Genomic DNA, 25,585 nt, shown 5'->3' on the forward strand with positions numbered 1-25,585 from the left:
ACAAAACGAGAGTTAACGGGGCGCAACAGCGCCCCGGAATGACAGGTATCCATTCCGTACGGCGAAGCCGCGTTACCGCGAGGTCAGCGGCGCCTGCATCTCGCCATCGCCTACTTTGATATCCAGCAGCGCGGCAACTCTTTTGCCGACCAGCTCAATATCGAAAGCGGCGGCGGAAACCGGGCTGAAATCAAATACGGACTGCTGTGAAGCGTTGGCTTCCGCGACGCTTTCGTCACGATTGACCACGCCCAGCAACCGGTCGCCCAGGCGCTGCTGCATAAAAGCCGTCACGTCACGGCTGATATTACGCCGGCTGTCGCTCTGGTTGAGCACGAAGAAGTGACCGGCCCGCTGATTCAGCGCGCCACCGATCATTTTGTCGTTTTCAATCTGCGGCAGCAGCGACAGCGAAGCGGTATCCGCCAGCATCACTACAAGATGTAAATCGGCAAGATCGGTCATGGCCTTTAGGGCTGGACCCGGTCCGGGCGGAAAATCAGCAACAATAACCAGGCCGGGATAGTTGAGGACGGTTTGTAAACCGCGGGCAAGAAAATGGGGGTCGGACAAATTACTTTCAAATTCAACGCGCTGCTCTTCCGACACGTCGCCGTAGGGCAACACAAAAATATTGCCGCCGGTGGTTAAGATCGACTGGCTCCAGTCCGGCGATTCCGCCGACTTCGCCACAAAACCACGGCCATCGGAAAGCGGCACGCCAAAATGCAGGCGCAGCGCGTTCTGCACGTCAAAATCAATTGCCAGTACTTTACTGCCGCCACGCGCCAGGGTATAGGCCAGGTTAGCAGCCAGCGTGGTTTTACCCACGCCGCCCTTCGGAGAACAAACACAAACTAACGGCATGAGGCAATTCGCTCCAGCAGGGGTTGTAGCAGAGTTTCTTTCGGTAACAGGGTAGCATCCCGCGGGCCGGAAGCGCTGAACAGCTGCTTAAAGCGTTCCGGTTCGGCAGGCCGGGCAGCGCCCAGCGGTGAAGCTGGCTGCTGCGAATGTGCGGCGGTATCCAGCGGCGAAGCTGGCTGTTGCGAAGGCGCGGCGGTATTTACCGGTGAAGCTGGCTGTTGCGAACGTACGGCATCCAGCAACGAAGAAGTTGGCGATACGCGCGCTGCTTCTGTCCGTGAAGCGGTTTGCGGTGCGAGCATAGTATCCAGCGGTGAAGCTGGCTGCTGCGAAGGCGCGGCGGTATTTACCGGTGAAGCTGGCTGTTGCGAACGTACGGCATCCAGCAATGAAGAAGTTGGCGATACGCGCGCTGCTTCTGTCCGTGAAGCGGCTTGCGGTGCGAGCATAGTATCCAGCGGCGCTGATTTTTCGAATGGCGTCGCCTGCAATACTTCAGCAGCCCTTAATGACTCTGGCAGCACGGACTGTGCCTGTGCGGTCGGCTTGAGCGAGGCGGCAATGCTGTCCAGCAGCGAACCGCCCTGCGCGACCGGTTTGGCCGTAACAAAAGCAGCCACGCCTGTCGCAGGCGACGCAGAAATTTTCGTCACGCTTTTTTGCGGTAGCGCCGGTATAGCCGACTGATTAAAGAGATCGGCAGCAGGCTGTGGCGCGGTAATATCGGTTCGCTGGCCGTTCCCTAAGGCCGACGCTGCACCCTCGTTCATCAACTGTCTGATGATGGCCCAGTCCGTATTATCGGCATTCCGTGTCTGTTCAGACATATCTTTGAATTCGATATGGTTTGTTTGCGTTTTTTCTTTAAAACGCTGCAGGTCGTCATAACTTTTCATGGGAACGATCGCGGAGAGTGAGGAAACAAGCGGCAATATATCATACAATTTTTATTTACATCAGAATATTCTTACCGCTCACAAAAAAAGCTGAACTGATTAATTATATTAACAAACCATGATGCGGCGATAATTACGCAGGCTATCAATCAGCCCTGTTATTATTTGCCTTAATTAAATAATTTCTCTCAGTTAATTAATCAGCATGCTGCTTTAATAACGGGCAGCGGCGGGCAGAATTACACACATTTTTTTAATCGCGCAATGCGTTAGCAGAATTTAATAAATAATATGCTGATACAGGCATTAATTTGACATAAAACACTTTTAACCGGCCCTGATACCCGGCTTTATGCCACAGCCTGAGCGCATCGTTAAGTGATTATAAAACGAACAAACTAAGTCAAATTGATCACAACCTCTGCTGGTTGCGCGTTTTTGCTAATCGATGGTACAGAAAAGAGAGGAAGTTAAGGCATCTGGCCGCAAGGTCTGCGGCCTGAAATGCATTACTCTCGCTGGGCTACCGTTATTTTTAAATATAAACGACCACCGCTCAGCAAAGGCCTGTAGCCATCCTGGCAGATACGATAATCTGCCTACGTGGTCATAATTTTGTAAAAATCCTCTCTGGTCAGGTTCAGTATTTAGACTGACGGCACAGGTTGCAGCCAGTCTTTGAGGCGGGTTCCAGAAATGTTCTACACGTCATGAACAGGAAAAATTGCAGGCCGCTTTTCGACAATAGCGGCCTGCGGTTAGTTTGGCACCGGCTGTCCTTCATCCTGGTCGACGGCAAAGCAGGCAATCTGCTGGTCGCCATACTGCTTCAGGCGTGGCTGGATACTGGTGCAGGGGCCAAATCGGCGGCGGCAGCGGGCGTTAAAAGCGCAGCCCGCTGGCGGATTAAGCGGGCTTGGCAGTTCACCGGTCAGCTTAATGCGTTCGCGGCGCTCGTCCGGATTCAGCCGTGGCGTGGCGGAGAGCAGCGCCTGAGTATAGGGATGGCGCGGGTTGGCAAAAATCGCCTCTTTACTGCCGCGCTCTACGCAACGTCCCAGATACATCACCATCACCTCGTCTGCAATATGCTCTACCACCGACAGATCGTGCGAGATAAAGACGTACGAAAGGCCCAGCTCCTGCTGTAAGTCCATCATCAGATTCAGCACCTGGGCGCGCACCGAGACGTCGAGCGCAGAAACCGGCTCATCGGCGATCAGCACGTCCGGATCGAGCATCAGCCCGCGCGCAATCGCAATACGCTGGCGCTGGCCGCCGGAAAACATGTGCGGATAGCGATCGTAGTGTTCCGGCTTCAGCCCTACTTTCGCCATCATCGCCAGCGTCTTTTCACGACGTTCCGCTTTGCTAAGCCCGGTATTAATCAGCAGCGGCTCTTCCAGTATCTGACTGACTTTTTTACGCGGGTTCAGCGAGCCATAAGGGTTTTGAAAAACGATCTGAATCTTCTGGCGACGCAGCTTTTGCGCTGACGGATCGTGTTTCAACAGATCCTGTCCCTGATAAAACAGCTGCCCTTCCGTCGGGGTTTCGATCATCGTTAACAGCCGACCCAGCGTCGATTTTCCACAGCCGGATTCACCTACTACCGCCAGCGTCTTACCACGCTCCAGATTAAAAGAGACGCCGTCCAGCGCTTTTACCAGCCGTTCCTGACCAAATAAGCCTTTTTTTACCGGGTAGTGTTTTTTTAAATCAATCGCCTGCATCAGCAGGGTGGAATCAGATGGTTGCATAAGTCGGTCTCCCGGCATCATCCAGAGGGTAATGACATTTGGACTGGCGTCCCGGAATATCACGGAGTTCAGGCTCTTCAACGCGGCAGCGATCGTTAGCGTACGGACAACGCGGATTAAGCAGGCAGCCGTTGGGCCGATCGTATTTGCCCGGCACCACGCCCGGCAGCGAAGCCAGCCGCGCTTTGTCGGCGGCAAACTCCGGCAGCGCGCGCAGCAATGCCTGCGTATAAGGGTGGCGCGGCGCTTTGAAGATATCGGCCGCCTTACCGGTCTCTACCACCTGTCCCGCGTACATCACGATAATATGCTGTGCCGCTTCAGCCACCAGCGCCAGATCGTGGGTGATCAGGATCAGCGCCATATTTTCCTGCCGCTGAAGATCGAGCAGCAGCTCAATGATCTGCGCCTGGATGGTGACATCGAGCGCCGTGGTCGGCTCATCCGCAATCAGCAGCTTTGGCCGACAGGCGATAGCCATGGCAATCATCACGCGCTGGCTCATGCCGCCGGAAAGCTGGTGTGGATAAACGTCCAGCCGCGAGGCCGGATCGGGAATGCCTACCTGGTTCAACAGATCGATAGCCCGCTGGCGGCGCGTGCTTTTATTGCCGCCCTGATGCACCTTGATCGCTTCCATAATCTGGTAGCCTACGGTATAGCAAGGATTCAGGCTGGTCATCGGGTCCTGAAAGATCATCGCCACTTCGGAACCCACCAGCTGGCGGCGCTCTTTTTCTGAAATGCGCTTCAGGTCGCGCTGGTTGAACTCCAGCTTGTCGGCCATCACCTTGCCGGGATAGTCAATCAGCCCCATGATCGCCAGCGAGCTGACCGATTTACCGGAGCCGGACTCGCCGACAATACCAACGACCTGGCCCTGCTCAACCTGATAGCTGATGCGGTCTACCGCACGAAACGGTGCCTTCTCGTCGCCGAAATGCACCGACAGTTTGTCTACATTTAATAACGCCATCGCTGCCTCTTACTGCTTGAGTTTCGGGTCAAGGGCATCGCGTAAGCCATCGCCCATCAGGTTAAATGCCAGTACGGTCAGCAGAATAGCCAGACCCGGAAAGGTCACGACCCACCAGGCACTTTGCGCATACTGCAGCACGTCGGAGAGCATGGTGCCCCACTCCGGCGTCGGCGGCTGCGCGCCCATTCCCAGAAAACCCAGCGCGGCCATATCAAGGATGGCGTTAGAGAAGCCCAGCGAGGCCTGCACGATTAACGGCGCCAGGCAGTTGGGCAAAATATTCACGAACATCTGACGAACCGCACCCGCGCCCGCCACGCTGGAAGCGGTCACGTAGTCGCGATTGACTTCGACCAGCACCGCCGCGCGCGTCAGGCGAATATAGTGCGGCAGCGCCACAAAGGTCAGCGCGATGGAGGCGTTAACGATGGACGGCCCGAAAATCGCCACCAGCACCAGCGCCAGCAGCAGGCTCGGCAGCGCCAGCATAATATCCACCAGCCGCATGATGACCGCATCGGTGGCGCCGCCGACGTAGCCCGCGATCAGCCCAAAAATCACGCCAAAGATCAGCGACAGCACCACCACCAGGCAGCCGACCAGCAGCGACAGCCGCGCGCCGTACATCAGACGCGACAGCACATCGCGACCAACGTCGTCGGTGCCCAGGATATAGTGCCAGCTCCCGCCATCCTGCCAGACCGGCGGATGCAGCAGCGCGTCACGGAACTGCTCGGCAGGCGAATGCGGCGCGATAAAGTTGGCGAAAATGGCGATAACAAACACCAGAACCACGTAAGCCAGGCCAATTACCGCGCCTTTGTTACGTTTAAAGTAGTGCCAGAACTCCTGGAAAGGGGTCATGGGTTTGGGTGCGGCAGGTACGCTGCCCGGATCGACTAAAGACATGCAGCCCCCTATTTTCTGTGGCGAATGCGCGGGTTGACCACGCCGTAAAGCACGTCAACCAGCAGGTTGACCAGAATGATCAAGATCGCCACCATCAGCACGCCGCCCTGCACCACAGGGTAGTCGCGCCGCTGCAGCGCATCGATCAGCCAGCGGCCAAGGCCGGGCCACGAAAAGATAGTTTCGGTCAGAATGGCACCGGCCAGCATGGTGCCGACCTGCAGGCCAATCACCGTTACCACCGGCAGCATGGCGTTACGTAACGCATGCACCACTATGACGCGCATCCGCGTCAGCCCTTTGGCGCGCGCGGTGCGAATGTAGTCTTCGCCCAGCACTTCCAGCATGGCTGAACGGGTCATACGCACAATCACCGCCAGCGGAATCGTCCCCAGCACGATGGCGGGCAGAAGCATATGCATAACGGCATCTTTAAAGTCGCCCGCTTCGCCCCACAGCAAGGTGTCTATCAACATAAAGCCGGTTAGCGGCTTGCTGTCATCCAGGAACACCGTGTCGCCAATACGCCCCGAAACGGGCGTCAGGTTAAGCTGCACCGATACCAGCATAATCAGCATCATGCCCCACCAGAAAATCGGCATAGAGTAGCCGGTCAGCGAGATGCCGACGGCGGTGTGGTCGAAGATGGATCCGCGCTTGACCGCTGCCAGCACGCCAACCGGAATGCCAACCGCGACGGCAAAAATCATCGCGCAGATGCCCAGCTCCAGCGTAGCCTTAAAGCGCGGTACAAACTCCTGCCAGACGGGAAGACGGCTTTTCAGCGAGATGCCAAGATCGCCATGCAGCACGCCCCAGACGTAAGAAACGTATTGTTGCCACAGCGGTTTATCCAGCCCCATCTGGGCCAGCAGCTGGGCGTGGCGCTCGGCGGACATGCCGCGCTCACCGGCCATAATCAGTACCGGATCGCCGGGTATCATGTGTACAAAAGCGAAGGTTAACAGGGTGATGCCAATAAACGTCGGGATGACAAGTCCCAGACGTCGGAGTATGAACTGCAGCATAATCCGGATTCTCTGTAGGTTCCCGCAGGCCGTAACCCGGGGGATTATTATTGCTCACATCTTGCGGTCGGGTAATCCCGTCCGCGACGCCGTTATCGCGTCTTGACCATTTTTTGCTTCCGGACGACGGGCTGACGAACGCAGCCCACAGGGACGGATAAAGCGGCCAGCAAGCTGGCCGCTCCGGTTATTCCTGAATATCGACGTTCTCGAAGTGGTGCTTGCCTAAAGGATCGACCACGTAGCCAGTGACTTTTTTACTGACCGGCTCATACACGGTGGAATGAGCGATAATCAGCGCAGGTGCCTGGTCATGCATCACGACCTGAGCCTGCTTGTAATATTCAATACGCTTGTTGTGATCGGCTTCGGCACGCGCCGGCTGGATCTGATCCTCAAACGGCTTGTAGCACCAGCGAGAGTAGTTAGAGCCGTCTTTCGCGGCGGCGCAGCTAAACAGCGTGGCGAAGAAGTTGTCCGGATCGCCATTGTCGCCCGTCCAGCCCATCATCACGGTCTGATGCTCGCCCGCTTTGGCGCGCTTCAGGTATTCGCCCCACTCGTAGGTGACGATTTTGGCTTTGACGCCGATTTTTGCCCAGTCGGCCTGGATCATTTCCGCCATGCGGCGAGCGTTCGGGTTATAAGGACGCTGCACCGGCATCGCCCACAGATCGATAGAGAAACCGTCCGCCATACCGGCCTCTTTCAGCAATTCTTTCGCTTTAGCCGGGTCGTACGGATAGTCCTGCACCGAATCGTTATAGCCCCACATGGTCGGCGGGATCAGGTTTTTCGCTGGCTGCCCTGCGCCCTGGTAAACCGCATCAATAATCGCTTTTTTATTGACGGCCAGGGTTAGCGCCTGACGCACCTTGACGTTATCCAGCGGCTTTTTCTCGACGTTGAACGACAGATAGCCGACGTTTAAGCCCGGCATCTGCATCAGGTTGATATTTTTATCTTCCTTCATGCGCGCGATATCGGCCGGATTAGGGAACGGCATCACCTGGCACTCGCCTTTTTGCAGCTTGGCGTAGCGCACGGAAGCGTCTGGCGTAATGGAGAAGACCAGGCGATCGATTTTTGGTTTGGTGCCCCAGAACTGATCGAACGCCTTGTACAGAATGCGGGAATCTTTCTGGTATTGCAGCAGCTGGAACGGTCCGGTGCCGACCGGATTGAGATCGACTTTTTCCGGCGTGCCCGCTTTCAGCATGTTGTCGGCATATTCAGACGACAGGATCGAGGCAAAATCCATCCCCAAATCGGCCAGGAACGGTGCTTCCGGACGCGTCAGCACAAAGCGCACCGTGTAGTCGTCCACCTTTTCGACTTTGCTAATCAGCTTTGGCATATCCATGCCTTCAAAGTACTCATAGCTGCCGCCGGAAACGCCGTGATACTTGTTGTTTTTATCCAGCTGGCGCTCAAAAGAGAAGACGACGTCATCAGCATTGAAGTCGCGGCTCGGTTTGAAATCTTTGGTGGTTTGCCACTTCACGCCTTTGCGCAGATGGAAGGTATAGGTTTTGCCATCGTCGCTGACATCCCATTTTTCTGCCAGGCCTGGCTGAATCTCCGTGGTGCCGATTTTGAATTCTACCAGCCGGTTATAAATTGGCACGGAACTGGCATCGTAAGTGGTGCCGGAGGTAAACAGCTGTGGGTTAAAGCCTTCCGGCGAGCCTTCGGAACAATAGACGAGGGTTTTGGCCTGGACGCCGGCGGCCACGGTCATGGCAATCAGGCTCAGACCCGCCAACAGCGTTTTTTTAGCCAGGGAGTTACGCATGCTTCTGCTCCAGTTGTGATGGTGTGTTGTACCTGACGGGCCTGTATTTTTTTATGTTGGCCCGTGCATGTCGCAGACGGTGGCAGCGAGTAAGTTGGCCCGTGCAGGCCGTCTGGCGACGGTAGCGAGTAGGAAGCGACGGCGCTGAGTGCTATCAGACAAATCCGTATCCTTTCTCGGCTTAGCGATCAATTTGTCAACAGTTGCAGAAAACGTCAATACGGTCGTTGGCTATTTACACAGAGTATGCGAGGCAGCAGGCAAATATAAAAAATAACCTAAAGCAGGCAATTGCAGCGCATATAATGCGCCATTAACGTCATATGCCGCTTAAAATGTCGCCGTGGAATTTTTAACCAGTGAAACGCGTTGTAAAAAAACGGCCAAAAAAATTTTCCGTAAGGCTCTTTTTTTAACGATACGCTTTGCTTATACCTGCCATCGCAGGCAAAAATTCTGCAATGGCAGAATAAAAAACGTACAGAGGCGGGCTGAAGCGGCAAAGCGAAACGCGACGCGAATTAACGGGGCGATACAGGACAGACAAGGCTTTTTTACCGCTTTTATCTGTAAAAAAAGGGCAAGGCGAAAAGGCTTAAAAGGTCAGCAACAGCATAATATGCTGACAAAAATAGCGATGCCGTTGTGGCCACGTCAGAGGCGCTGAAAAAGGCTGGCTCAGCGCGGCACGCCTGTCGCGCCGTCACACAAACGGTAAAGGCGACCTGCTTTTAATGCGAGACCGAGCGGGAAAGCGTATTGATAACGATCACCCCGATAATGATAAACGCCAGGCCAATCAGGGCGGGCAGATCCAGCCGCTGGCCTTGCCATAGCCAGGCGACCAGCGAAATCAGCACGATACCGACGCCGGACCAGATAGCATAAGCGATGCCGGTAGGTATATGTTGCAGCGTCAGAGAAAGGCAGTAAAAAGCAATTCCGTAGCAGAGCAAGGTGCCGAGGCTTGGCCAGAGCCGGGTAAAGCTTTCGGATGTTTTTAATAACGTGGTACCAATCACCTCCGCCACGATGGCGATAAAAAGCATGATGTAGTGCATGTTGACCGCTCCCCTGCTCATCCGGCTAAAAGGCTAATACGCGCGGCATATCTTGCAAGAAAATGCCGAAGGATTATTGATCCCGCACATAGCTCCTTCTTTTTCTCTGGAAATCGCTGACGCCTGGGACAATAAAAAACCCCCGGCCTGAAGGCTTCGGGGGTTTTTATCACGCAGCGACAGCGTTAAATTTTGCCGCCTGGCGCCGGCGTCTGAGCCGGATCTGCACACCAGTTATTTGCCTGTTTGATCCCACCGTCAGGAGAAGTGTAGCCCAGGCAGCCCAGGATAGAATCGAACAGCTCAACGTGGCGATGCGTTGTGCCTACGCGCTGCTGCGCCTGTAAACGCTCAAAACGGCTTTTGTTTGCCGCATCGGCCAGATACTTATCCGAAGCCCAGACGATCATCGGCACGCGAAACTGCTCCGGCGGTGCCATCTGTCGCGGCGTGCCGTGCAGGTGCATATTCTCGCTGATCGATTCGCCATGATCGGCGGCATAAAAGACGATGGCTTTTTTGTCGCGCAGCCGGTCGAAGACGCTTTCCAGCACCGTATCCGTATAGAGCACCGAATTATCAAACGCGTTAATCAGCATCGCCTTGCTGCATTTGTCATCGACGCCCATACATTCAGGCTGATAGCGCGCAAATTCTCGCGGATAGCGCTGTGAATAAAGGTAGTGAGAACCTTTGGTGTGCAGTACAACCAGATGTTTACCGTTCGGATGGCGATCCAGCGACTTTTGCAGCTCCGGCACCAGCAGCATATCATCCACCGATTTGCCCTGGTTTTGCTTCTCGGAACCAATCTGTTCGCGAAACGCGAAGTTATCCGCATTGGTATTGTTATAGAACCAGACTTCGCTCTGCATAGCGAAAAGCTCTGAACTAAAGCCCAGCTCTTTCAGTACGGCAAAGACGTTTTGTTCCTTCAGCGTGCGGCCTGGCCCTTCATCGGTGCCGCCTTCACGGACGAACATACAGCGCAGTGAAAGCTTGGTCGCGGTGTCGCAGGACTCGCCGCGAAACGCCACCAGGTTTTTCTCGTGGGAAAGTTTTGGCGTGGTGTCGCGGTTATAGCCCAGCAGGCCCATATGGTCCCAGCGGGTAGTTTCGCCAATCACAAACACGACATAGGTATCATCCAGCCCGGCTGGTGCGGTATAGGTAAATTTCTTTGCCGGATCGAACAGGTCTTTACTGTCCATGGTTTCGTCGTAGCTGGTATAGGCAAACAACCCCAGCGCCGTCAGCCAGTTCGAGGGCAGATAAGAGTGGGCCACCACGCCGCCGTAGCTTGGCAGATCGATATTAGTCAGCTTTTCATTGATGTTCTGCTGCTTGTCAAAATAGCGAATCGGCAGCCAGACCAGCGCGACGGCCAGTAGCAGAATGCCTACCGGCTGTAGTCGATGGCCGGGTGTTTTCAGCTGTTCAATCAGCGTCAGGCGCAGCGAGTTGCGCCAGATCAGCAGCAGCGGCAGCGCGCTGACCAGCACCATCCACAGCAGAAAATGGTAGCCAATCACCTCTTTCGACAGATCGGTATCGGTGGTCATGACCGACGCAACGATGCCGTAGCCGATCACCACGTTAAAGAAGCTCATATAATAGCTGGCCGCGACGGAAATCAGCACCAGCGCGGTGGCGGCGATACGCCAGAAAACCTTGCCGCCGAGCGACAGCAAGCGCATCAGAAAGAAGGTCAGCAGGACAATAGCGACCACTTCCGCCACGGCGGAAAGCCATTCAGAGATATTGAAATGAGCAAGAAAAGGATCAAAACGGCGGTAAAAAACTGGAATATTCAGGAAGATACCGATGTAAAACGCCAGCAAAAACGACAGTTTTTGCTGCGTCAGTGATTTTATATAGTTCATTAAACCTTTATCCCGGCGTAACTAAAAACAGAGATGAAACGCTAATCAGACCGTACCGTTGCGCCAGAGTTCGGAAAGCAGAGCGATTATCACCCGGAGAAACTTTTCCCGGACGATTCTGAAGGACGGAAGCGCCCTCATGCGTAAGCGGCGTAGTTAACCATAACGGCGAAAAAATAGCAGTTCAATTGCGCGGGATAAGGTGAAGTAAGGCCAGAAGTGGTGACAGAACCGCAACAGATTTATGCAGGCGTAGAGAGGCAGTTAGCGGGTTTTATAAAGTAGTGGCGTAGGCCAGCGGTGAGTGAGAGAAAAGCGTCCCGCGCCGGCAAGGGCACGGGACGAACGGGCTTAGTTAATGATGTTCAGCGTCACGTCAATGTTGCCGCGAGTGGCGTTAGAATAAGGACAAACGATATGCGCAGCGTCGACCAGCTTTTTCGCTTCCGCCGCGTCCATGCCTTGCAGATGAATATTCAGCTGGGCTTCAATACCAAAACCGTTCGGAATTGGGCCGATGCCTACTTCACCTTCGATAAAAGCGTCTTTCGGCATAGTGATTTTGTCGCGACCGGCCACAAATTTCATTGCGCCCAGGAAGCAAGCAGAATAACCGGCAGCAAACAGCTGCTCGGGGTTGGTTGCTTCGCCGCCTGCACCGCCCATCTCTTTTGGCACGCCCAGCTTCACGTCCAGCACGTTATCAGAAGAAGTAGCGCGGCCGTCACGACCACCGGTAGCTTTTGCTTTGGCGCGGTAAACAACTTTTTCTAAAGACATCAGGTGACTCCTTTTAAGGATTTATAGTGTCCGCAATTAAATCGCGAACGATTTAAAATGGTATCAGTAGCTTTAACGATTCCTGTTTGGTGGGCATTGCCGCCCACCTGCCCCACGCTAGCCGTTAAGGCTATCGCGTAAGGCTTCTAACTCTTTTTTCAGCGCCTGCATCCTGTCGACGTCGCAGGCTGCGGCACAGCTGACCGCCTGCGGCAGTCCAACCGCTTTATGACGAAGCTCGCGGCCCTGGTCCGTCAGCGTCACTGCGACCTGTCGCTCATCCTTGCGCGAACGCTGCCGATTGACCAGGCCAGCGGCTTCCAGCCTTTTCAGCAGCGGCGTTAGCGTGGCCGAATCCAGAAACAGACGTTCACCAATATCGGAAACCGTAACGTCATCGCGTTCCCACAGCACCAGCATCACCAGATATTGCGGATAGGTGAGATCGAGCTGCGCCAGCAGCTGTCGATAGAGCTTGTGCAGCGCCAGGTTAGCGGAATAGAGCGCGAAGCAGAGCTGCTGGTCAAGCAGCAGTGGCGATGCCTGCGCTTTTTTGTCATCTTTATCTGTGGTCATGTCAAAAATATAGATAGCGCACTACATAATTGCAAGCAAATTTTAACTCTCGGGAGGGGAACGATGTACTCACTGGAAGAACAGGCCCGGCGTTACGCAACCAAAGCGCATGCTGAAGCGGGCCAGCGCCGCAAATATACCGATGAGCCTTATATTGTTCACCCGGCCGCCGTCGTGGAGCTGGTCAGAAGCGTGACGGATAACGAAGCCATGCTGGCCGCCGCATGGCTGCACGATACGGTGGAAGATACGCCCAGCACGCTGGCGGATATCGAAAGCCATTTTGGTGCAGAAGTTGCCGAACTGGTGGCGATGCTGACGGACAGTAAACAGCCCCAGGCAAAAAACCGTGCAGCGCGAAAGGTCGCCCATTTTCAGCACACCGCGCGGGCCTCAAAGGATGCGCAAACCATTAAGCTGGCCGACATTATTGATAATACGCGCTCTATTATTCACTTCGATCCGCATTTTGCCCGCGTTTATCTGGTCGAAAAGCGCGTACAGATCGATTTGCTGCGGGCAGGAAACGCTGACCTTTGGCAGCAGGCTTCCACCATTATCGAACGGGGAATTGAACAGTTAACGCTGGCGCCGCATCATGTGCCGCCGGTCTGGTTTACGCGCCAGCAGGAGAAATACGTATTGCAGGAATAAGCGGTACTTTCGTCCTGACGCCCACTGCTTTTTATAATATCTCTGCCGCCGCTGCGCTATCCGCAGCGGCATTTATTGGTAAACCCTTGCCAGGTAGCTACTTATAATCGTCCCCGACAAGAATAAGGGACATTATGCAAACTGATTTACTTTTTATCCGCCGTAAGGCGCTGGCTTTTATTGGCTGCGCGTTGTTTCTCGCTGCCATGATGGGCATGATTTTCATCGACGTTAGCTGGATGAATGACGGCGTCCATGAAACCTCATTTACCGAAGTTTCCCAGGAATTAATCCTGCTGGTTATTGCGCTGCTGTTTTTTCACCGTGCATATCGCCAGCCTGCGATGCGATCGACACTGGTATTAGTCGGCGGCTTTTTCAGCTGCATGTTAATCCGTGAACTGGACTTTCTGTTCGATGAAATTTCACACGGTAGCTGGGTCTGGTTTGCCCTGGCCGTTACCGCCATCTGCCTCGTTATCGCCATGCTGCACCCTAAACGAGCGATTGTCGGACTTGCTACTCTTCTGCGGCATCCGGGCTGGGGAATGATGAGTGCAGGGCTGCTGACCATACTAGTCTTTTCCCGCCTGTTTGGTATGGGGGTTCTCTGGCGGCATCTGATGCTGGATGGCTATAACCATACGGTGAAAAATATGGTGGAGGAAGGCTGTGAACTGCTGGGCTATAGCCTCTGCCTGCTGGCTTCGCTGAGCTATTTGTACAGCGACCGTATTACCCCGAAGGAAGAACTTTCCTGACGCGAGAGCCTGGCGAGCCTGTTTACCCGCCGGACTTACCAGAACGCTGCAAGCCCGGCCTGATATTGCCGGGCTTTTTATCGCTTACTGCTTATAGAAAATATCGCCGGACTCGGCCTTAAGGATCTTGCCATCCGCTTTGGAAATCAGCACGTAGTTGCCGCCCATATAGGTCCAGTTGGTACCCTGCTCGGGCGCGGGCAGATTACGGGTTTTCCAGTCGACGATTTCATATTTTTTAGTGCGGTAACGATCCGGCACCACGCTGCCGATGGCAAAGCGCTGGAAATCTGCAAAGAAATATTGAATCTCATAAGGATGAGCCGGATCGCGCTGAGGCGCGGCCGTTTCGCCCGACGGCGTTTGCGCCTGTGAAGGCGTCTGCGCTTCTGGCGCAACCGGAGCCTGGGCTGCCGGACTCTGCGGCGCTGTTGCTGCCGGGTCTTGCGAAGCTGGCGCATCCGTTGCTGGCGCTTGTGCATCCGGCGCGGCGACGGCTGAATCCTGCGCGGCTGGCTGGCTATCTTCGGCGAAAGCCGTTGACACTAACGGCATTGCCGCAAATAAAAGGGCTGAAAACAGAACGTGCTTACTCATGAGTTTCTCCGCTGAGAAAATTGATTATCAGGTGGCACCAGTCAGCGAGGAAGCGCCACTTCGTCACGCGCACATTATCTCTTCTTTCCGGGCAAGGGAAGCAGGAAAGCGGCTCTTCTTTCGCCAGGCTGATTAAATCGACTTTTTAATCGGCAGGCTTGCCAGCGGCTTGATCTCTTTCAGCACAAACATGCTTTGCATCTCTTTAATACCGGGCAAGCGGCGAACCACCGACATGGCAAAATCGGCGTAGGCGTCAAGATCCTGCGCCACGACCTGCAGTAAGAAATCCGCATCGCCGCCAATGCTATAACAGGAAACCACCTCCTCCAGCGCGGTTACCTCCTCTTCGAACTTGCGTGCTTCGGCCTCGCTGTGGCTGTCGATAACAACCCGCACGAATACCATCACGCCTAGCCCAATCTTTTTGCGGTTCAGCACCGCTCGGTAGCCCTGAATCACATCATCCTCTTCCAGCTTGCGTACTTTACGCCAGCAGGGTGAGGCCGACATACCGCTCTTTTCCGCTAAAACCTGATTAGTGATGCGAGCGTCATCCTGCAACAGCTTCAGGATTTTGATTTCTGCCGCGCCAAGCGTCATAACGAGTCATTCCTTTCTTTTTTCAGCCTCTGTCAGGTTATTTTTTCCTGATACTGTTTATTAAGCAAGCAATAAAGGCAGCACTTTTCCGTTTTTATCAGGCAAAATAGCCTCACTTAATTAATGACATTATTTCAAAAGGTTACGCACAGCCTCACCCTCCGTTAAAAATACGGAAAAACGGGATGCAACAATTTAAAAAGAAATGCCACCACCAGGGAATGCCTTAAAAGTAAATAAAGCGATTACTATCCCCTCAGTAAGGAGTAAAGATGAAATTCGACGCCAGCCAGCATCGCTGCACGATTATTATTGATAAAGATTTGCCAGCCGGACTGGCCATCAACGCCGCCAGCGTTATCGGCATCAGTTTTGGTCGTACCACGGAAAATCTGGTTGGGCCAGACAGGCAAAGTATGGATGCCGTTAACTACCCCGGCGTCATCTATAGTCCCCTGCCTGTCCTGCTGGCCTCTGGCGAATATATTCAGGAATTGCAGCGTATTGCTAAAGAGGAAGCGATTTATACCATGCCTTTTAGCGCGCTGGCGCAATCCTGTAAAACCTATGATGAATATGGCGCAAGGATTTCTTCTGTTAGCAGCGAAGAGATAGAACTGGTCGCAATAGGGCTGATTGGCCCTAAAAAGAGAATAACCAAACTGACCGGTAACCTGGCTCTTTTTAAATAGGTATCCTGTGTCTGCAACGTTCAGCCTGACGTTATATTGCTGAACGCCGCAGGTATGCCAGCACCAACCTTGTAGCCCTCAGCTTTGGCAGCGAAACGGATGCGATCTTGTCTTGATCAGTAGATTTGAGGATCAAAGATTACCGTTACGGCACCTCGATACGTGTCCGGCCGGGTTTTCAGCATGGTATCCACGTCCCGCTGCTCCACCAGAAAATCGATGCTGCCGCTTTTGTTCTCACCATAGGATTTGGTAATAAAAGTGTTTCTGGTTAAATCTCTACCCAACGCAAGCGGCCTTTGGGAGACGGTGGAACCGGTTGTGCTGTCCACGATATTGTCAGGCAGCGTCAGCAGTGTTTGTACCGGCACCAGCTGCGCCGAGTTGTCGCTTTTCAGCGCGCAGTTTGTGCCGCTCTGCTGTTCACACGCCAGATAAACGGTAAAAGCTCCGGAGCTGGAAAGAGTAAAATTGCTGCGGCCGGTTAGCTGCGGCGTGATGCGGGTAACCATCCAGCGCTCCCAGTTTGCTTTCCCCTCTTCCTCCGTACAGGTTCTTCCCTGTGCACAAGGTCTAAGGTTAACCTTCTGAGCTTCTGCGGTGGTGGTTAATTTCAGTTCATGGTTAACAGAAAGGGTGAAATTGATCGTAAGCTGGCTATCTGATGCCTGATAGTTATCGCCAAAGTCAAAATCGCCACCGGGACCAACGGTTAAATGCAGCGCACCTTTATAAATACCAGAACTCATCCGAAGTGGATCTGGCGATACCAGCTCATATGCCACGCTCATATTAAAAAAGCTTGAGGGTTCAGTTCTGTCTATAGTGCTTATTTTATAGCATGCACCGCTGTCAGAAGTAACTGACCATAAAAAGTGATACCAATTCCCTCCCCCCCAACTTGCCCCACTAGATTTACAAGGTAGATTAGGAAACCTAAAGCTAGAATTTACCCAGTCATATTGGCCGATGTTATTAGTATAACGAGAACTAAATCCACTCACACGAAAGGAAACTTTCGCAATATCACCAGCCTCATTTGTTACATTTAATGTTACGAGTTTATTTGGAAAGGCGAAATAGGGATTATTTCTTGGAGTATCATTTGCTTTTATTGGATTTATTATAGCCAGGTTTAAAGGTAATGCAATGCTGAAAACATTGCTCGAACATGAGTCTGGCCATGTCGCACAATACCCACTCTGTGGCGTAGTGTTGGTAAACTGATTATTCTCCGGTTGACTCATGGATGGCGTAAAAGCGGCAGTGATTTCCATGGTCGCCGCATTAGCAGCCAGCCCTGCGATAAGTAATCCTGCCCCCGCCAGAGCCGATAGCATCTTCATTATTTGTCTGCTCCCGTATTTACTGTCCGGCAGCGGACAGCATCAATAAACTGCACTTTTTTGGCGCGATCGAGACCTGACGGCAGCGTGCAGGTCAGCGCCGGCTGGCCGGGTTCCGCCCTGACCGTCAGCACGCTGTTTGCCACGCCGGAATCCAGCGTCAGCACCCCTTCGGCATTAATCACGCCGCTGGAAACATCACTGCTGACAAAACGATTTTTCAGCAGGTTACCCTGTTCATCGTGCAGCATGCCGACCAGCGTAAAGGTTTTTACCGCCTTCACTTTTATGTACTGCACGCTGCCCCGGTTCATCTGCACGCTCTGGTTCTGTGGAAAGAGCTGTACGCTTTCACCGCCGCGTGCCGCGAACTGAATGTTGTTCTGTTTCCACAGCCCGGTTGGCACGATATTGCGTCCTGCCGACAGCCGCGTTTCCGCCATCGTGCCGGAAGCGATAACACCGGTATCGTCATCCGCGTCCACGTCGACAATCAGCGCCGACTCCATGCTGCGACTGTTGCTGTTTACCGACGCCACTTTGCCGCCGCCCACCACCAGCACCTGGCTCAGGTTTCCACCCAGCGTAGTCGTATCGCCCTGCGTATTGTGCTGCGCATACGCATCGCCGCTGGCATAAGGCGTGTCCACCGAAGCGTTGCTGCTGATAACCGTGTTATGCGGGCTATAAGAAACGCCGCCGCCAAGCGTGCGGATAACGCTCCCTTCGCCCGGCTGCCACTGATAGTTCAGGCTGGAGTATCCCTGATTCTGGTTGATGCCGGTTTCGGCTGAAACAAGATGGCGGGCTGCCGGGGCCAGCGACACGCTGACGCCAAAGGAGACGCCACGGTCTCGGCTATTATTGTTAAAGCCGGGCCGGTCATAAGCGCTGAACCGGAAGTTCATATCGCGTCCTGACAGGTTCGCCAGCGTGGTGACCGATGCGTCGGTGCCAAAGCCTTGCCGCCAGGCGGTATCCATATACTGGCCGTTCAGCATCAGCTGCGTAGAGTGAGGCAGGCGCAGCGACAGCGAGGTGCCCCAGGTATCGCCCTGCTGACGAGACGTGGTACGCTGACTGAACAGGCCGTGACCATATACGTCAGTGGTGGTGGAACGCCAGAACAGACTGGCCGAGCCGCCGCCGGGAATGTTGCGGTAGTAGCGGATGTCGGTGTCCTGGTTTGTGCGGTATTCCGAATTGCCCAGCGTGTACTGGGCAAACAGCGAATCATCTGGCGAAAGCGTAACGTTGGCACGGGTTCTGAGCCGATGCTCTTTCTCCGTCGCCGCGCCGCTAAAACCTAATACGGCGCGCGGATGCACCAGAATATCCACGCCGCCGCCCGCCGCAAAAGGGTTATCCTCACGCACGCGGCCATCACCGGAGGCCAGCGTTCTGCGCTGTCCGCTCCAGAGATTCATGCGCCAGCGCCTGTCCGGATTGGCCCAGCCCTGCGGCTTGTAAATCTGCGCCTGCTGCGTGTCCACCACCTGGCCATTTTCGATAATTTTTATCGTAATATCGTAAATGCCGCCGGGCAGCTGGCGAGTGTTCAGCGCCTGGACACCGGCCTGCAGCTGCTGGGTATGGATAAGCCTGCCGTCGCGCCAGACCTCGGCAATGGACTGATTGCGCCCGGTCACGTAAACCGGCCAGGCGCTGACGCTGTCCTTGCTGGCCAGCAGCGCGTCGGAGGTGGCCCACATGGCCCCCGCCACCGTGTCAAAGCCAAACCCGGCCGTCTGTACGTTGCCGGTATCGCCGTCGGGCGTAAAAAACCCCAACCGCAAAAAACTGCCCTGTAGCTCTTTCTGTGAGTAAAGCTCATACAGGCTCGAACTGCTGTAACGGTAGCGCCCATCCGTGCCGGACGACTGAAAAGACACCTTCTGGCTCCATCCTGCAAAAGATGAAGTCAGGGAAGAGTTAATGCCCCAGCTGCGCATTGTGCCGCTGTTGGTAGCAGACACGTCGTTATACATAATTACGCCGCCGGGCGTTTCAGGTAGCGAGAGAAACGCGCTTTGCGATCGGCTTGTTTCATACTGTGAGGTGTATAGCTTTAATATCGAGTTATCCAGTCGGTATTCCACTGCCATCAAGCCGGACGGGCAAGCTGCTGTGCATTTTCCGACGGTGACACCCTGTTGCAGAATGCCGAACCATAGCGCCCTGACGGCCGGGTCTACCTCCTGCGCATCGCTAACGGTACGCAACAGTCGGATATCGCCGTTCTCCTTCAGGGAAACTGCCGCGTCAAATAGCGGCATGTCGTTCAGATATACCTGAACCATCACTTCAGAGTCATAAAAATAACGCCTGAAATCTTCAGGTAGCCCCCGCGTGTTGACCGCCAGTGACATATCGGCTGCCGACGCAAACAGAGGAGCCATAGCAAGAACAAGCAGAGTTTTTTTCATTAATAAAGCCGCCGCATCCTGCGGCGGCCTCCAGTCAGTTAGCATCAGGACAATGCGGTTACGGCGCAGGGGTGTCGACCACCGGTTCAAAAATCATCGCTACGCTACCGGTAAAGTATCCGTTTACCTCCAGCGCTGTATCGGCAGCCTGAGTAATGCGCAGAGCCGTACGGCCTCCGGCTTTCGCAGCCTCTGCAGCTACTACCGGAACTGCCGTTTTTGTAATGGCGATATTATTAAACGTTACGGCCAGGGGGATGACAGCGGTGCCGTTAGAGAGCTGCGGCTTACCGTCACTGTTCAGGTTACCCGTCAGCTTGGCCTGAATTGCACCGGCAGTATTTTTATACTGGAACTGTTTTTCAAACGGCTGCAGTTTGCTGCTGGCGATGTCGTATCCCATGGTTTGGGTCTGATCAATCCAGCCCGTATCGACTGGAAGAACCTGGAAGTTGTCTGAAGGTACCGTCGCGGTCAGGTTGATGGTATAGCTCTGGCTTTCCGCCGCATGGGCAACGGATGCACCCAGGGCTGCACAGGACAGCAGCGCTACGGCCAGCGTGTTTTTAAATGTTTTCTTTTTCATAACTTGTTCCTTAAGGTTTCAATCTTCCCCAACTATGCGCATTGCCACGCATGGCTCATGTGACGTTAAAACGTTAACGTCCGTTTATTATTTCCCTCAATCAGAGTGAAATTCGTTTTATAACCGATTTTTTTATCAAGGCTGACACTTCTTCCCGGCAAGATAAATTCACGCGTAACGGGGCTACAGTCCGTGTCGATTGATTTACAATGGCGGATATCTTCCAGAGAAATAGTCGTATCGCCGTTATTTTTTACGGTCAACACACCTGCTGAACTGTTATCCATTACGGTTTTAAAAGTGGGGCTATCCGGTTGAACAATCACCACTGTGCCATAGCCTGTCAGCACGTTTAATCCGGCATGCAGACTATTTTTACGATATTCATCTATCGCCTGCTTATTCAGGCCAAAGCTGTCATCGGCTTCGGGCATAACGGGGGTAAACCGAACGCGAAAGTAACGTTCCTTTTCTCTCTCTCCGGGCCACATAATACGTACAGACTGAAAACCAGCGGGCGGAATAATCAGGCGCAGCGGCGTAACTATCAGCCGATTTTTTTCAAGCTGGTTATTAATAGTTTCTTTTTGTGGCGTTTCCTGCGCCTCTTTTTTACCGGGATGAATCTCCAGCAGCTCCACGCGTATAAATGCCGTAGAGTCACCAGTATTGTAAATCCGCTTGGTTATGCTCTGCATTCCGGGCGTCAGCACATCGTACATGCTGCCAATACCGATAACCGGCGTGGCTGGTACCACTGGAGAGAAGGTCAAAAGAGACGCTCCTGCAATCAATAAAAATCTTTTAAACAGATTCATCATATTTTATTCCAGGCTCGTATTCAGGACAATAAAGAAGCCAGCTTGTAAAAATAGTGATATATAATTATCAATCCTGAAAGATTCGTTAACTTAAAAACACACCCTACGTTTACTATGTCACCCACTGATTTATACGGATTACTCCGCCGGGATAGGTTTAATCTGAAAACATTATTTGAAAATATTCATCGCTCGTCAATAGCGGACACAAACCCTATTAACAGCAATATTGGCTATAGGAAAAAACTCAATCTCCTGGTTAAGGCTATCGACTATTTTCATAAAAACGAGATAACCCCAAGTTTTCAAAAGGAAAACCAACCCTGGTATACGGCAATGAGAAAATTGAAATGAAAAAATTCAATAAATCATTAACAGAATCAACAGAGGGGATTTAAAAAAATAAAAGGCAGACTCGTTTAGGTTACGTTTTTACAGGAGACAATCCTGAGACCTTTAAATTACAAATAATTAATTATTAATACTTGCGCAATTTCGGTAAATGTACGCATTCATCACTACCTGTTGTGATTTTTTTAAAAAAAATAAACCGCAATAATAAACCCATATCTTTATGTCTACTTTCGATTGTAATTTATTCTTCCTGAGGAACCGGCAAGATGTTGTCTTTTCCTTATCTAAAGCAGGCCGCTGCTAATATCTGCAAAAAGAACCGGCGCCTCCGCCAGCACTACAGGTTGTCCTGACACAACGTCATCCTGTCCGTTTTTGGCCTTACGCCAGCCTGCACTCCGCGTCATGATTGTGTTCCCGCTATCCCCTGCCGGAGTTGAAAATGACCAGTACCGCCCTTTTAGTAATTGACGCTCAGCAATCCTTCTATCATCGTGGCTATCAGGAAACGGCGGAAACACCTGCCTTTGAGCAGCAAATCCGCAAGCTGATTGCGGGCTGCCAGCGCCGGAAAATTCCAGTTATAGATGTGTTTCATCTCGAAGAGGACGGGCCGTTTTCGCTGGCTTCAGGTTTGGTAAAGCGCCTGCCCTTCCTCGATCATCACGCCACGCTAAGGGTACAAAAGAAAGTGCACAACGCGCTGACCGATTCCGGGCTGGCGGCATGGTTGCAGGAACATCAGATAAAAAACCTGATCGTTAGCGGATTACGTACCGAGCAGTGTTGTGAAACAACGGCACGTGTTGCCTCCGATCTGGGCTATCACGTCACCTTTGTAACCGAAGCGACGCTGACCTTTCCGATTACGCATAATGGCATCACGCTTGATATTGCAGATTTACGCCATCGCACCGAAAGCGTGCTGATAAACCGCTTTGCCACTATTGCTACCGTTGAGCAGTGCTTACACGCCCTGGCATAAAGCTATTGCTAAAAAGGATCGAAAACATGGCTATTCCCGTTTGGTTTTTGACGCTGCCGGGCGTCATGACGCTCGATATAACCGGCCCGGCAGAAACGCTACAGCTGGCCGGTGACGCGTTCGAACTGCGCTACATCGGGCCAGAGGAGAGCGTGATGACCTCAACCAGAATGACCGTCAGCCAGCTTGAGCCATTGCCGGAAAGCTTACCGGAAGGAAGCTTGCTGATTATTCCGGGCATGGCGGATTCCAGCGTCGATTTCGATACGCCAGCCAGCGTCAAAGCACGTAACTGGCTGACGCGCATGCAGCCAATAATCCATGCCGGACGGATTACGCTGGTTTGCATCTGTTCAGGATCTATCCTGGCGGCGCGCAGCGGTCTGCTTTATAACGTGCAGTGCACCACGCATCATGAAGTGATCGAGCGGCTAAGAAGCGCCGAACCGACCGCCATCGTGAAGGAAAATCGCATTTTTGTGGAAGATAACGGCATCTGGACCAGCGCAGGTATTACTGCGGGAATCGATCTGGCGCTGCATCTTATCCAGCGTCTTTGCGGTTCGCAGGCTGCCCTTAACGTAGCGCGCGAAATGGTTGTCTGGTTTCGCCGTTCGGATGACGATCCACAGCTTTCGCCGTGGTTGCGCCATCGCAATCATATTAATCCAGCCATCCACCGCACCCAGGATTTGCTGATTGCCCAGCCGGAGCGCGTTTGGCCGCTGGAAGAGATCGCCAACCGCGTTCACGTCAGCGCACGCCATCTGACGCGCCTGTTCAGACAACATTTAGGCATAAGCGTACGGGAATATCATGAGCAACTAAAACTGGCGATGGCGAAGCAGCGGCTGCAGCAGGGCGAAGGCACAGAGAAAGCGGCCCTGGCGGCAGGATTTACCTCATCGCGTCAGCTAAGGCGGGCCATTCAGCGCTGGGCGAACTAGCACGGCCTTCTTTATGTGGCGCGGCCCTGTCTGCATACGGCGTTTCAACAGGGAGTTGCGCTACATTTTTTCGCCGCGTTAACCGGATGACGGCAGAGCAGTCACCCTTCCTGCTAACTCACAAAGTGGCGCTTATCAAGCTTGCGTAATCCCATCGCCAGCAGCAGACTGCCCAGCAGCGTGCTGGCAAAGACCAGCGGGATATCCAACAGCGGATGACTGGTATGGTCAAAATGATGGGTACGGATAAAGTGAATGAACAGCGCGTGAAAACCGTAAATTGGCAGTGAATAACGCGAGATAGTGCCCAGAACCGGTAAAATTCGCTCATTTAAGGTGTTTTTAAACAGCACCAGCAAACTCACCGCGGCGATAAAGACCACCGGGCCGCAATAGAGATACCAGGTATCGGCAAACGCGCCGTTAATCGCCGTCTGCTGTTTAGTGCCCATCGCAATCCCCGCCACGCAGGCGACAAAAATCACGCCAGCAGCCCAGCTAACACCGCGACCACGGGTATCCATGGTGCCAATCGCCCTGCCAAACAGCGCATACAGCACGTAATAGAAGCTGTCGCCGTTGATGTAGAGATTGAGCGGCAGCCAGTGAAAATTGCCGATGGACTGATCGACCGTATTAGGATTGGCCAGCACCGCCAGTATAAGCGTCACCACGGCAAGGTAGCCCGCACGCACGTTTTTTACCTGAATCAGGGGTGAAAGCAGATAAACAGCGATAATGGCGAAGAAGAACCACAGATGATAGAAAACGGGCTTTTGCAAAAGCATGCGAACAGAAATGCCCTGGCTGATTGGCGTTAGCCAGGTGATATAAAGCAGCGCCACCGCGCTGTAGAACACCAGGCAAAGGACAATACGCAGAAAATGGCGGCCCTGAGCGCTGCGTTCGCCAAAAAACAGATAGCCTGAAATCATAAAAAAGACAGGTACGCAGACGCGCGAGGCGGAATTCAGCAGATTAGAAAGATCCCATGTATGTTCTCCCACTACCGGCGCGTTGGTGATGTACCAGGTCGTGGTGTGGATCATGATTACCATCAGGCAGGCCACCGCGCGCAGGTTATCTATCCAGGCAATCTTCTGCTTCATTTTGTTCCTCGTTTCGCATTAATGCGTATCAGAGGGTAGCCGGACGGTGCATATTCAACAACTTGCGGCAGATGAATTCAGACCAGGCCGTAAAAAAACGGATAGAAAAACATCAGGCCTTCTGATTTTTTTGCGGTTTTCCCTTTCCGGCGTCATCTTTCTTCGCCATCACGTCAGGCACTTTTACTGACTAACCGACGGTCAAAGGGTATACTGACGCCCACTTTTAAAACCGTCTCGCGTGCGAAAACAACATGCAAAAGTTTGATACCAAGACATTTCAGGGTCTGATCCTGACCTTACAGGATTACTGGGCACGCCAGGGCTGCACTATTGTGCAACCGCTGGATATGGAAGTCGGCGCGGGTACCTCTCACCCGATGACCTGCCTGCGCGCGCTGGGGCCAGAGCCGATTGCCGCCGCCTACGTGCAGCCTTCACGTCGTCCTACCGATGGCCGCTACGGCGAAAACCCAAACCGCCTGCAGCACTATTATCAGTTCCAGGTGATTATCAAGCCTTCACCGGACAATATTCAGGAACTCTATCTCGGCTCGCTGAAAGAGCTGGGGATGGATCCGACCATCCATGACATCCGCTTTGTGGAAGATAACTGGGAAAACCCAACGCTGGGCGCGTGGGGCCTGGGCTGGGAAGTCTGGCTGAACGGCATGGAAGTAACGCAGTTCACCTATTTCCAGCAGGTTGGCGGCCTGGAGTGTAAGCCGGTCACTGGCGAAATCACCTACGGCCTGGAGCGCCTGGCGATGTACATCCAGGGCGTGGATAGCGTTTACGATCTGGTCTGGAGCGACGGCCCGCTGGGCAAAACGACCTACGGCGACGTGTTCCACCAGAACGAAGTAGAGCAGTCCACCTATAACTTCGAATATGCCGACGTTGATTTCCTGTTCACCTGCTTCGAGCAGTACGAGAAAGAGGCGCAAAGCCTGCTGGCGCTGGAAAAACCGCTGCCGCTGCCGGCCTATGAACGCATTCTGAAAGCGGGCCACACGTTTAACCTGCTGGACGCGCGTAAGGCCATCTCCGTCACCGAACGCCAGCGCTATATTCTGCGTATTCGCACCCTGACCAAAGCCGTGGCTGAAGCGTACTATGCGTCTCGTGAGGCGCTGGGCTTCCCGATGTGCAATAAAAAATAAGAGGCAG

The 25,585-nt window shown here is 53.4% G+C and carries 24 protein-coding genes; 6 read left to right on the forward strand and 18 right to left on the reverse strand.

Translation table 11 applies throughout. The features are described 5' to 3' along the window. Positions 1-72: 72 nt before the first annotated feature. The 11 genes from bcsQ to KUE00_RS12600 all read right to left on the reverse strand — a co-directional run bounded on the left by bcsQ (position 73) and on the right by KUE00_RS12600 (position 12,534). On the reverse strand, positions 73-867 hold the full coding sequence (gene bcsQ, locus KUE00_RS12545; RefSeq protein ID WP_246760230.1) for a cellulose biosynthesis protein BcsQ: 795 nt from the start codon (positions 865-867) through the stop codon (positions 73-75). After that, the gene (gene bcsO, locus KUE00_RS12550; RefSeq protein ID WP_246760231.1) at positions 858-1,763 is read right to left on the reverse strand and encodes a cellulose biosynthesis protein BcsO; all 906 of its coding nucleotides are present in this window, start codon (positions 1,761-1,763) and stop codon (positions 858-860) included. Before bcsO ends, bcsQ begins: the two co-directional genes overlap by 10 nt. A 758-nt stretch (positions 1,764-2,521) precedes the next feature. Continuing rightward, positions 2,522-3,523: a dipeptide ABC transporter ATP-binding subunit DppF gene (gene dppF, locus KUE00_RS12560; protein ID WP_246760232.1), complete on the reverse strand. Its 1,002-nt coding sequence runs from the start codon at positions 3,521-3,523 to the stop codon at positions 2,522-2,524. Further along, on the reverse strand, positions 3,510-4,499 hold the full coding sequence (gene dppD, locus KUE00_RS12565) for a dipeptide ABC transporter ATP-binding protein (protein ID WP_246760233.1): 990 nt from the start codon (positions 4,497-4,499) through the stop codon (positions 3,510-3,512). Before dppD ends, dppF begins: the two co-directional genes overlap by 14 nt. A 9-nt stretch (positions 4,500-4,508) precedes the next feature. Further along, a complete protein-coding gene (gene dppC, locus KUE00_RS12570) occupies positions 4,509-5,411 on the reverse strand; it encodes a dipeptide ABC transporter permease DppC (RefSeq protein WP_246760234.1) in 903 nt (300 codons plus the stop codon). 8 nt (positions 5,412-5,419) lie between these two features. Next, positions 5,420-6,439 (reverse strand): dipeptide ABC transporter permease DppB, encoded by a 1,020-nt coding sequence (gene dppB, locus KUE00_RS12575; RefSeq protein ID WP_246760235.1) that lies wholly within the window; start codon positions 6,437-6,439, stop codon positions 5,420-5,422. Positions 6,440-6,626: 187 nt separating this feature from the next. Beyond that, complete coding sequence (gene dppA, locus KUE00_RS12580) at positions 6,627-8,234, reverse strand: dipeptide ABC transporter periplasmic-binding protein DppA (RefSeq protein ID WP_246760236.1); 1,608 nt, start codon at positions 8,232-8,234, stop codon at positions 6,627-6,629. 731 nt (positions 8,235-8,965) lie between these two features. Then, positions 8,966-9,295 carry an SMR family transporter gene (locus KUE00_RS12585; protein WP_246760237.1) on the reverse strand — a complete coding sequence of 110 codons (330 nt, stop codon included), beginning with the start codon at positions 9,293-9,295 and terminating at the stop codon, positions 8,966-8,968. A gap of 185 nt (positions 9,296-9,480) precedes the next feature. Next, on the reverse strand, positions 9,481-11,178 hold the full coding sequence (gene eptB, locus KUE00_RS12590; RefSeq protein WP_246760238.1) for a kdo(2)-lipid A phosphoethanolamine 7''-transferase: 1,698 nt from the start codon (positions 11,176-11,178) through the stop codon (positions 9,481-9,483). Between the two features lie 351 nt (positions 11,179-11,529). Continuing rightward, positions 11,530-11,958, reverse strand: a complete 429-nt coding sequence (locus KUE00_RS12595; RefSeq protein ID WP_246760239.1) for an organic hydroperoxide resistance protein — start codon at positions 11,956-11,958, stop codon at positions 11,530-11,532. A gap of 117 nt (positions 11,959-12,075) precedes the next feature. Beyond that, positions 12,076-12,534 carry a MarR family winged helix-turn-helix transcriptional regulator gene (locus KUE00_RS12600; RefSeq protein ID WP_246760240.1) on the reverse strand — a complete coding sequence of 153 codons (459 nt, stop codon included), beginning with the start codon at positions 12,532-12,534 and terminating at the stop codon, positions 12,076-12,078. Positions 12,535-12,597: 63 nt separating this feature from the next. Between KUE00_RS12600 and KUE00_RS12605 the strand changes: the two genes are divergently transcribed. Together KUE00_RS12605 and KUE00_RS12610 are read left to right on the forward strand one after the other, a co-directional pair. Next, positions 12,598-13,188, forward strand: a complete 591-nt coding sequence (locus tag KUE00_RS12605; protein WP_246760241.1) for an HD domain-containing protein — start codon at positions 12,598-12,600, stop codon at positions 13,186-13,188. Positions 13,189-13,322: 134 nt separating this feature from the next. Further along, positions 13,323-13,949: a hypothetical protein gene (locus KUE00_RS12610; protein ID WP_246760242.1), complete on the forward strand. Its 627-nt coding sequence runs from the start codon at positions 13,323-13,325 to the stop codon at positions 13,947-13,949. Between the two features lie 84 nt (positions 13,950-14,033). Here the strand turns inward: KUE00_RS12610 and KUE00_RS12615 are convergent, their stop codons facing one another. Continuing rightward, complete coding sequence (locus KUE00_RS12615; protein ID WP_246760243.1) at positions 14,034-14,546, reverse strand: RcnB family protein; 513 nt, start codon at positions 14,544-14,546, stop codon at positions 14,034-14,036. Between the two features lie 132 nt (positions 14,547-14,678). Next, positions 14,679-15,149, reverse strand: a complete 471-nt coding sequence (locus KUE00_RS12620) for an Lrp/AsnC family transcriptional regulator (protein ID WP_246760244.1) — start codon at positions 15,147-15,149, stop codon at positions 14,679-14,681. A 272-nt stretch (positions 15,150-15,421) separates the two neighbouring features. On the opposite strand from KUE00_RS12620, the gene KUE00_RS12625 reads away from it, so the two are divergent. Continuing rightward, positions 15,422-15,841, forward strand: a complete 420-nt coding sequence (locus tag KUE00_RS12625; RefSeq protein WP_246760245.1) for a DUF2000 domain-containing protein — start codon at positions 15,422-15,424, stop codon at positions 15,839-15,841. Positions 15,842-15,957: 116 nt separating this feature from the next. Here the strand turns inward: KUE00_RS12625 and KUE00_RS12630 are convergent, their stop codons facing one another. The 4 genes from KUE00_RS12630 to KUE00_RS12645 all read right to left on the reverse strand — a co-directional run bounded on the left by KUE00_RS12630 (position 15,958) and on the right by KUE00_RS12645 (position 21,020). Further along, positions 15,958-17,187, reverse strand: a complete 1,230-nt coding sequence (locus tag KUE00_RS12630) for a hypothetical protein (RefSeq protein ID WP_246760246.1) — start codon at positions 17,185-17,187, stop codon at positions 15,958-15,960. Then, a complete protein-coding gene (locus tag KUE00_RS12635; RefSeq protein ID WP_246760247.1) occupies positions 17,187-19,613 on the reverse strand; it encodes a TcfC E-set like domain-containing protein in 2,427 nt (808 codons plus the stop codon). The genes KUE00_RS12630 and KUE00_RS12635 overlap by 1 nt, the downstream gene beginning before the upstream one ends. Positions 19,614-19,671: 58 nt before the next feature. Continuing rightward, positions 19,672-20,199, reverse strand: a complete 528-nt coding sequence (locus KUE00_RS12640; RefSeq protein ID WP_246760248.1) for a CS1 type fimbrial major subunit — start codon at positions 20,197-20,199, stop codon at positions 19,672-19,674. A gap of 65 nt (positions 20,200-20,264) precedes the next feature. Then, the gene (locus KUE00_RS12645; protein ID WP_484840045.1) at positions 20,265-21,020 is read right to left on the reverse strand and encodes a hypothetical protein; all 756 of its coding nucleotides are present in this window, start codon (positions 21,018-21,020) and stop codon (positions 20,265-20,267) included. A 796-nt stretch (positions 21,021-21,816) separates the two neighbouring features. Between KUE00_RS12645 and KUE00_RS12650 the strand changes: the two genes are divergently transcribed. Beyond that, positions 21,817-22,359, forward strand: a complete 543-nt coding sequence (locus tag KUE00_RS12650) for an isochorismatase family protein (RefSeq protein ID WP_246760250.1) — start codon at positions 21,817-21,819, stop codon at positions 22,357-22,359. A 26-nt stretch (positions 22,360-22,385) separates the two neighbouring features. Then, on the forward strand, positions 22,386-23,306 hold the full coding sequence (locus KUE00_RS12655) for a GlxA family transcriptional regulator (protein ID WP_246760251.1): 921 nt from the start codon (positions 22,386-22,388) through the stop codon (positions 23,304-23,306). Between the two features lie 113 nt (positions 23,307-23,419). Here the strand turns inward: KUE00_RS12655 and KUE00_RS12660 are convergent, their stop codons facing one another. Beyond that, the gene (locus tag KUE00_RS12660) at positions 23,420-24,415 is read right to left on the reverse strand and encodes an acyltransferase (protein WP_246760252.1); all 996 of its coding nucleotides are present in this window, start codon (positions 24,413-24,415) and stop codon (positions 23,420-23,422) included. 254 nt (positions 24,416-24,669) lie between these two features. On the opposite strand from KUE00_RS12660, the gene glyQ reads away from it, so the two are divergent. After that, positions 24,670-25,578 carry a glycine--tRNA ligase subunit alpha gene (gene glyQ, locus KUE00_RS12665; RefSeq protein WP_246760253.1) on the forward strand — a complete coding sequence of 303 codons (909 nt, stop codon included), beginning with the start codon at positions 24,670-24,672 and terminating at the stop codon, positions 25,576-25,578. Positions 25,579-25,585: the final 7 nt, after the last annotated feature.

This window comes from Erwinia phyllosphaerae (assembly GCF_019132875.1).
Lineage (GTDB): Bacteria > Pseudomonadota > Gammaproteobacteria > Enterobacterales > Enterobacteriaceae > Erwinia > Erwinia phyllosphaerae.

What these genes read in the sequence shown, in the direction of transcription:
- KUE00_RS12630 (WP_246760246.1), bottom strand. Translation starts at nt 17,187, where the DNA reads ATGAAGATGCTATCGGCTCTGGCGGGGGCAGGATTACTTATCGCAGGG.
- KUE00_RS12585 (WP_246760237.1), bottom strand. Translation starts at nt 9,295, where the DNA reads ATGCACTACATCATGCTTTTTATCGCCATCGTGGCGGAGGTGATTGGT.
- KUE00_RS12615 (WP_246760243.1), bottom strand. Translation starts at nt 14,546, where the DNA reads ATGAGTAAGCACGTTCTGTTTTCAGCCCTTTTATTTGCGGCAATGCCG.
- dppA (WP_246760236.1), bottom strand. Translation starts at nt 8,234, where the DNA reads ATGCGTAACTCCCTGGCTAAAAAAACGCTGTTGGCGGGTCTGAGCCTG.
- KUE00_RS12625 (WP_246760245.1), top strand. Translation starts at nt 15,422, where the DNA reads ATGAAATTCGACGCCAGCCAGCATCGCTGCACGATTATTATTGATAAA.
- KUE00_RS12610 (WP_246760242.1), top strand. Translation starts at nt 13,323, where the DNA reads ATGCAAACTGATTTACTTTTTATCCGCCGTAAGGCGCTGGCTTTTATT.
- eptB (WP_246760238.1), bottom strand. Translation starts at nt 11,178, where the DNA reads ATGAACTATATAAAATCACTGACGCAGCAAAAACTGTCGTTTTTGCTG.
- dppD (WP_246760233.1), bottom strand. Translation starts at nt 4,499, where the DNA reads ATGGCGTTATTAAATGTAGACAAACTGTCGGTGCATTTCGGCGACGAG.
- KUE00_RS12645 (WP_484840045.1), bottom strand. Translation starts at nt 21,020, where the DNA reads ATGATGAATCTGTTTAAAAGATTTTTATTGATTGCAGGAGCGTCTCTT.
- dppB (WP_246760235.1), bottom strand. Translation starts at nt 6,439, where the DNA reads ATGCTGCAGTTCATACTCCGACGTCTGGGACTTGTCATCCCGACGTTT.
- KUE00_RS12635 (WP_246760247.1), bottom strand. Translation starts at nt 19,613, where the DNA reads ATGAAAAAAACTCTGCTTGTTCTTGCTATGGCTCCTCTGTTTGCGTCG.
- KUE00_RS12600 (WP_246760240.1), bottom strand. Translation starts at nt 12,534, where the DNA reads ATGACCACAGATAAAGATGACAAAAAAGCGCAGGCATCGCCACTGCTG.
- KUE00_RS12655 (WP_246760251.1), top strand. Translation starts at nt 22,386, where the DNA reads ATGGCTATTCCCGTTTGGTTTTTGACGCTGCCGGGCGTCATGACGCTC.
- dppF (WP_246760232.1), bottom strand. Translation starts at nt 3,523, where the DNA reads ATGCAACCATCTGATTCCACCCTGCTGATGCAGGCGATTGATTTAAAA.
- KUE00_RS12650 (WP_246760250.1), top strand. Translation starts at nt 21,817, where the DNA reads ATGACCAGTACCGCCCTTTTAGTAATTGACGCTCAGCAATCCTTCTAT.
- KUE00_RS12660 (WP_246760252.1), bottom strand. Translation starts at nt 24,415, where the DNA reads ATGAAGCAGAAGATTGCCTGGATAGATAACCTGCGCGCGGTGGCCTGC.
- KUE00_RS12605 (WP_246760241.1), top strand. Translation starts at nt 12,598, where the DNA reads ATGTACTCACTGGAAGAACAGGCCCGGCGTTACGCAACCAAAGCGCAT.
- bcsO (WP_246760231.1), bottom strand. Translation starts at nt 1,763, where the DNA reads ATGAAAAGTTATGACGACCTGCAGCGTTTTAAAGAAAAAACGCAAACA.
- KUE00_RS12640 (WP_246760248.1), bottom strand. Translation starts at nt 20,199, where the DNA reads ATGAAAAAGAAAACATTTAAAAACACGCTGGCCGTAGCGCTGCTGTCC.
- KUE00_RS12620 (WP_246760244.1), bottom strand. Translation starts at nt 15,149, where the DNA reads ATGACGCTTGGCGCGGCAGAAATCAAAATCCTGAAGCTGTTGCAGGAT.
- dppC (WP_246760234.1), bottom strand. Translation starts at nt 5,411, where the DNA reads ATGTCTTTAGTCGATCCGGGCAGCGTACCTGCCGCACCCAAACCCATG.
- bcsQ (WP_246760230.1), bottom strand. Translation starts at nt 867, where the DNA reads ATGCCGTTAGTTTGTGTTTGTTCTCCGAAGGGCGGCGTGGGTAAAACC.
- KUE00_RS12595 (WP_246760239.1), bottom strand. Translation starts at nt 11,958, where the DNA reads ATGTCTTTAGAAAAAGTTGTTTACCGCGCCAAAGCAAAAGCTACCGGT.
- glyQ (WP_246760253.1), top strand. Translation starts at nt 24,670, where the DNA reads ATGCAAAAGTTTGATACCAAGACATTTCAGGGTCTGATCCTGACCTTA.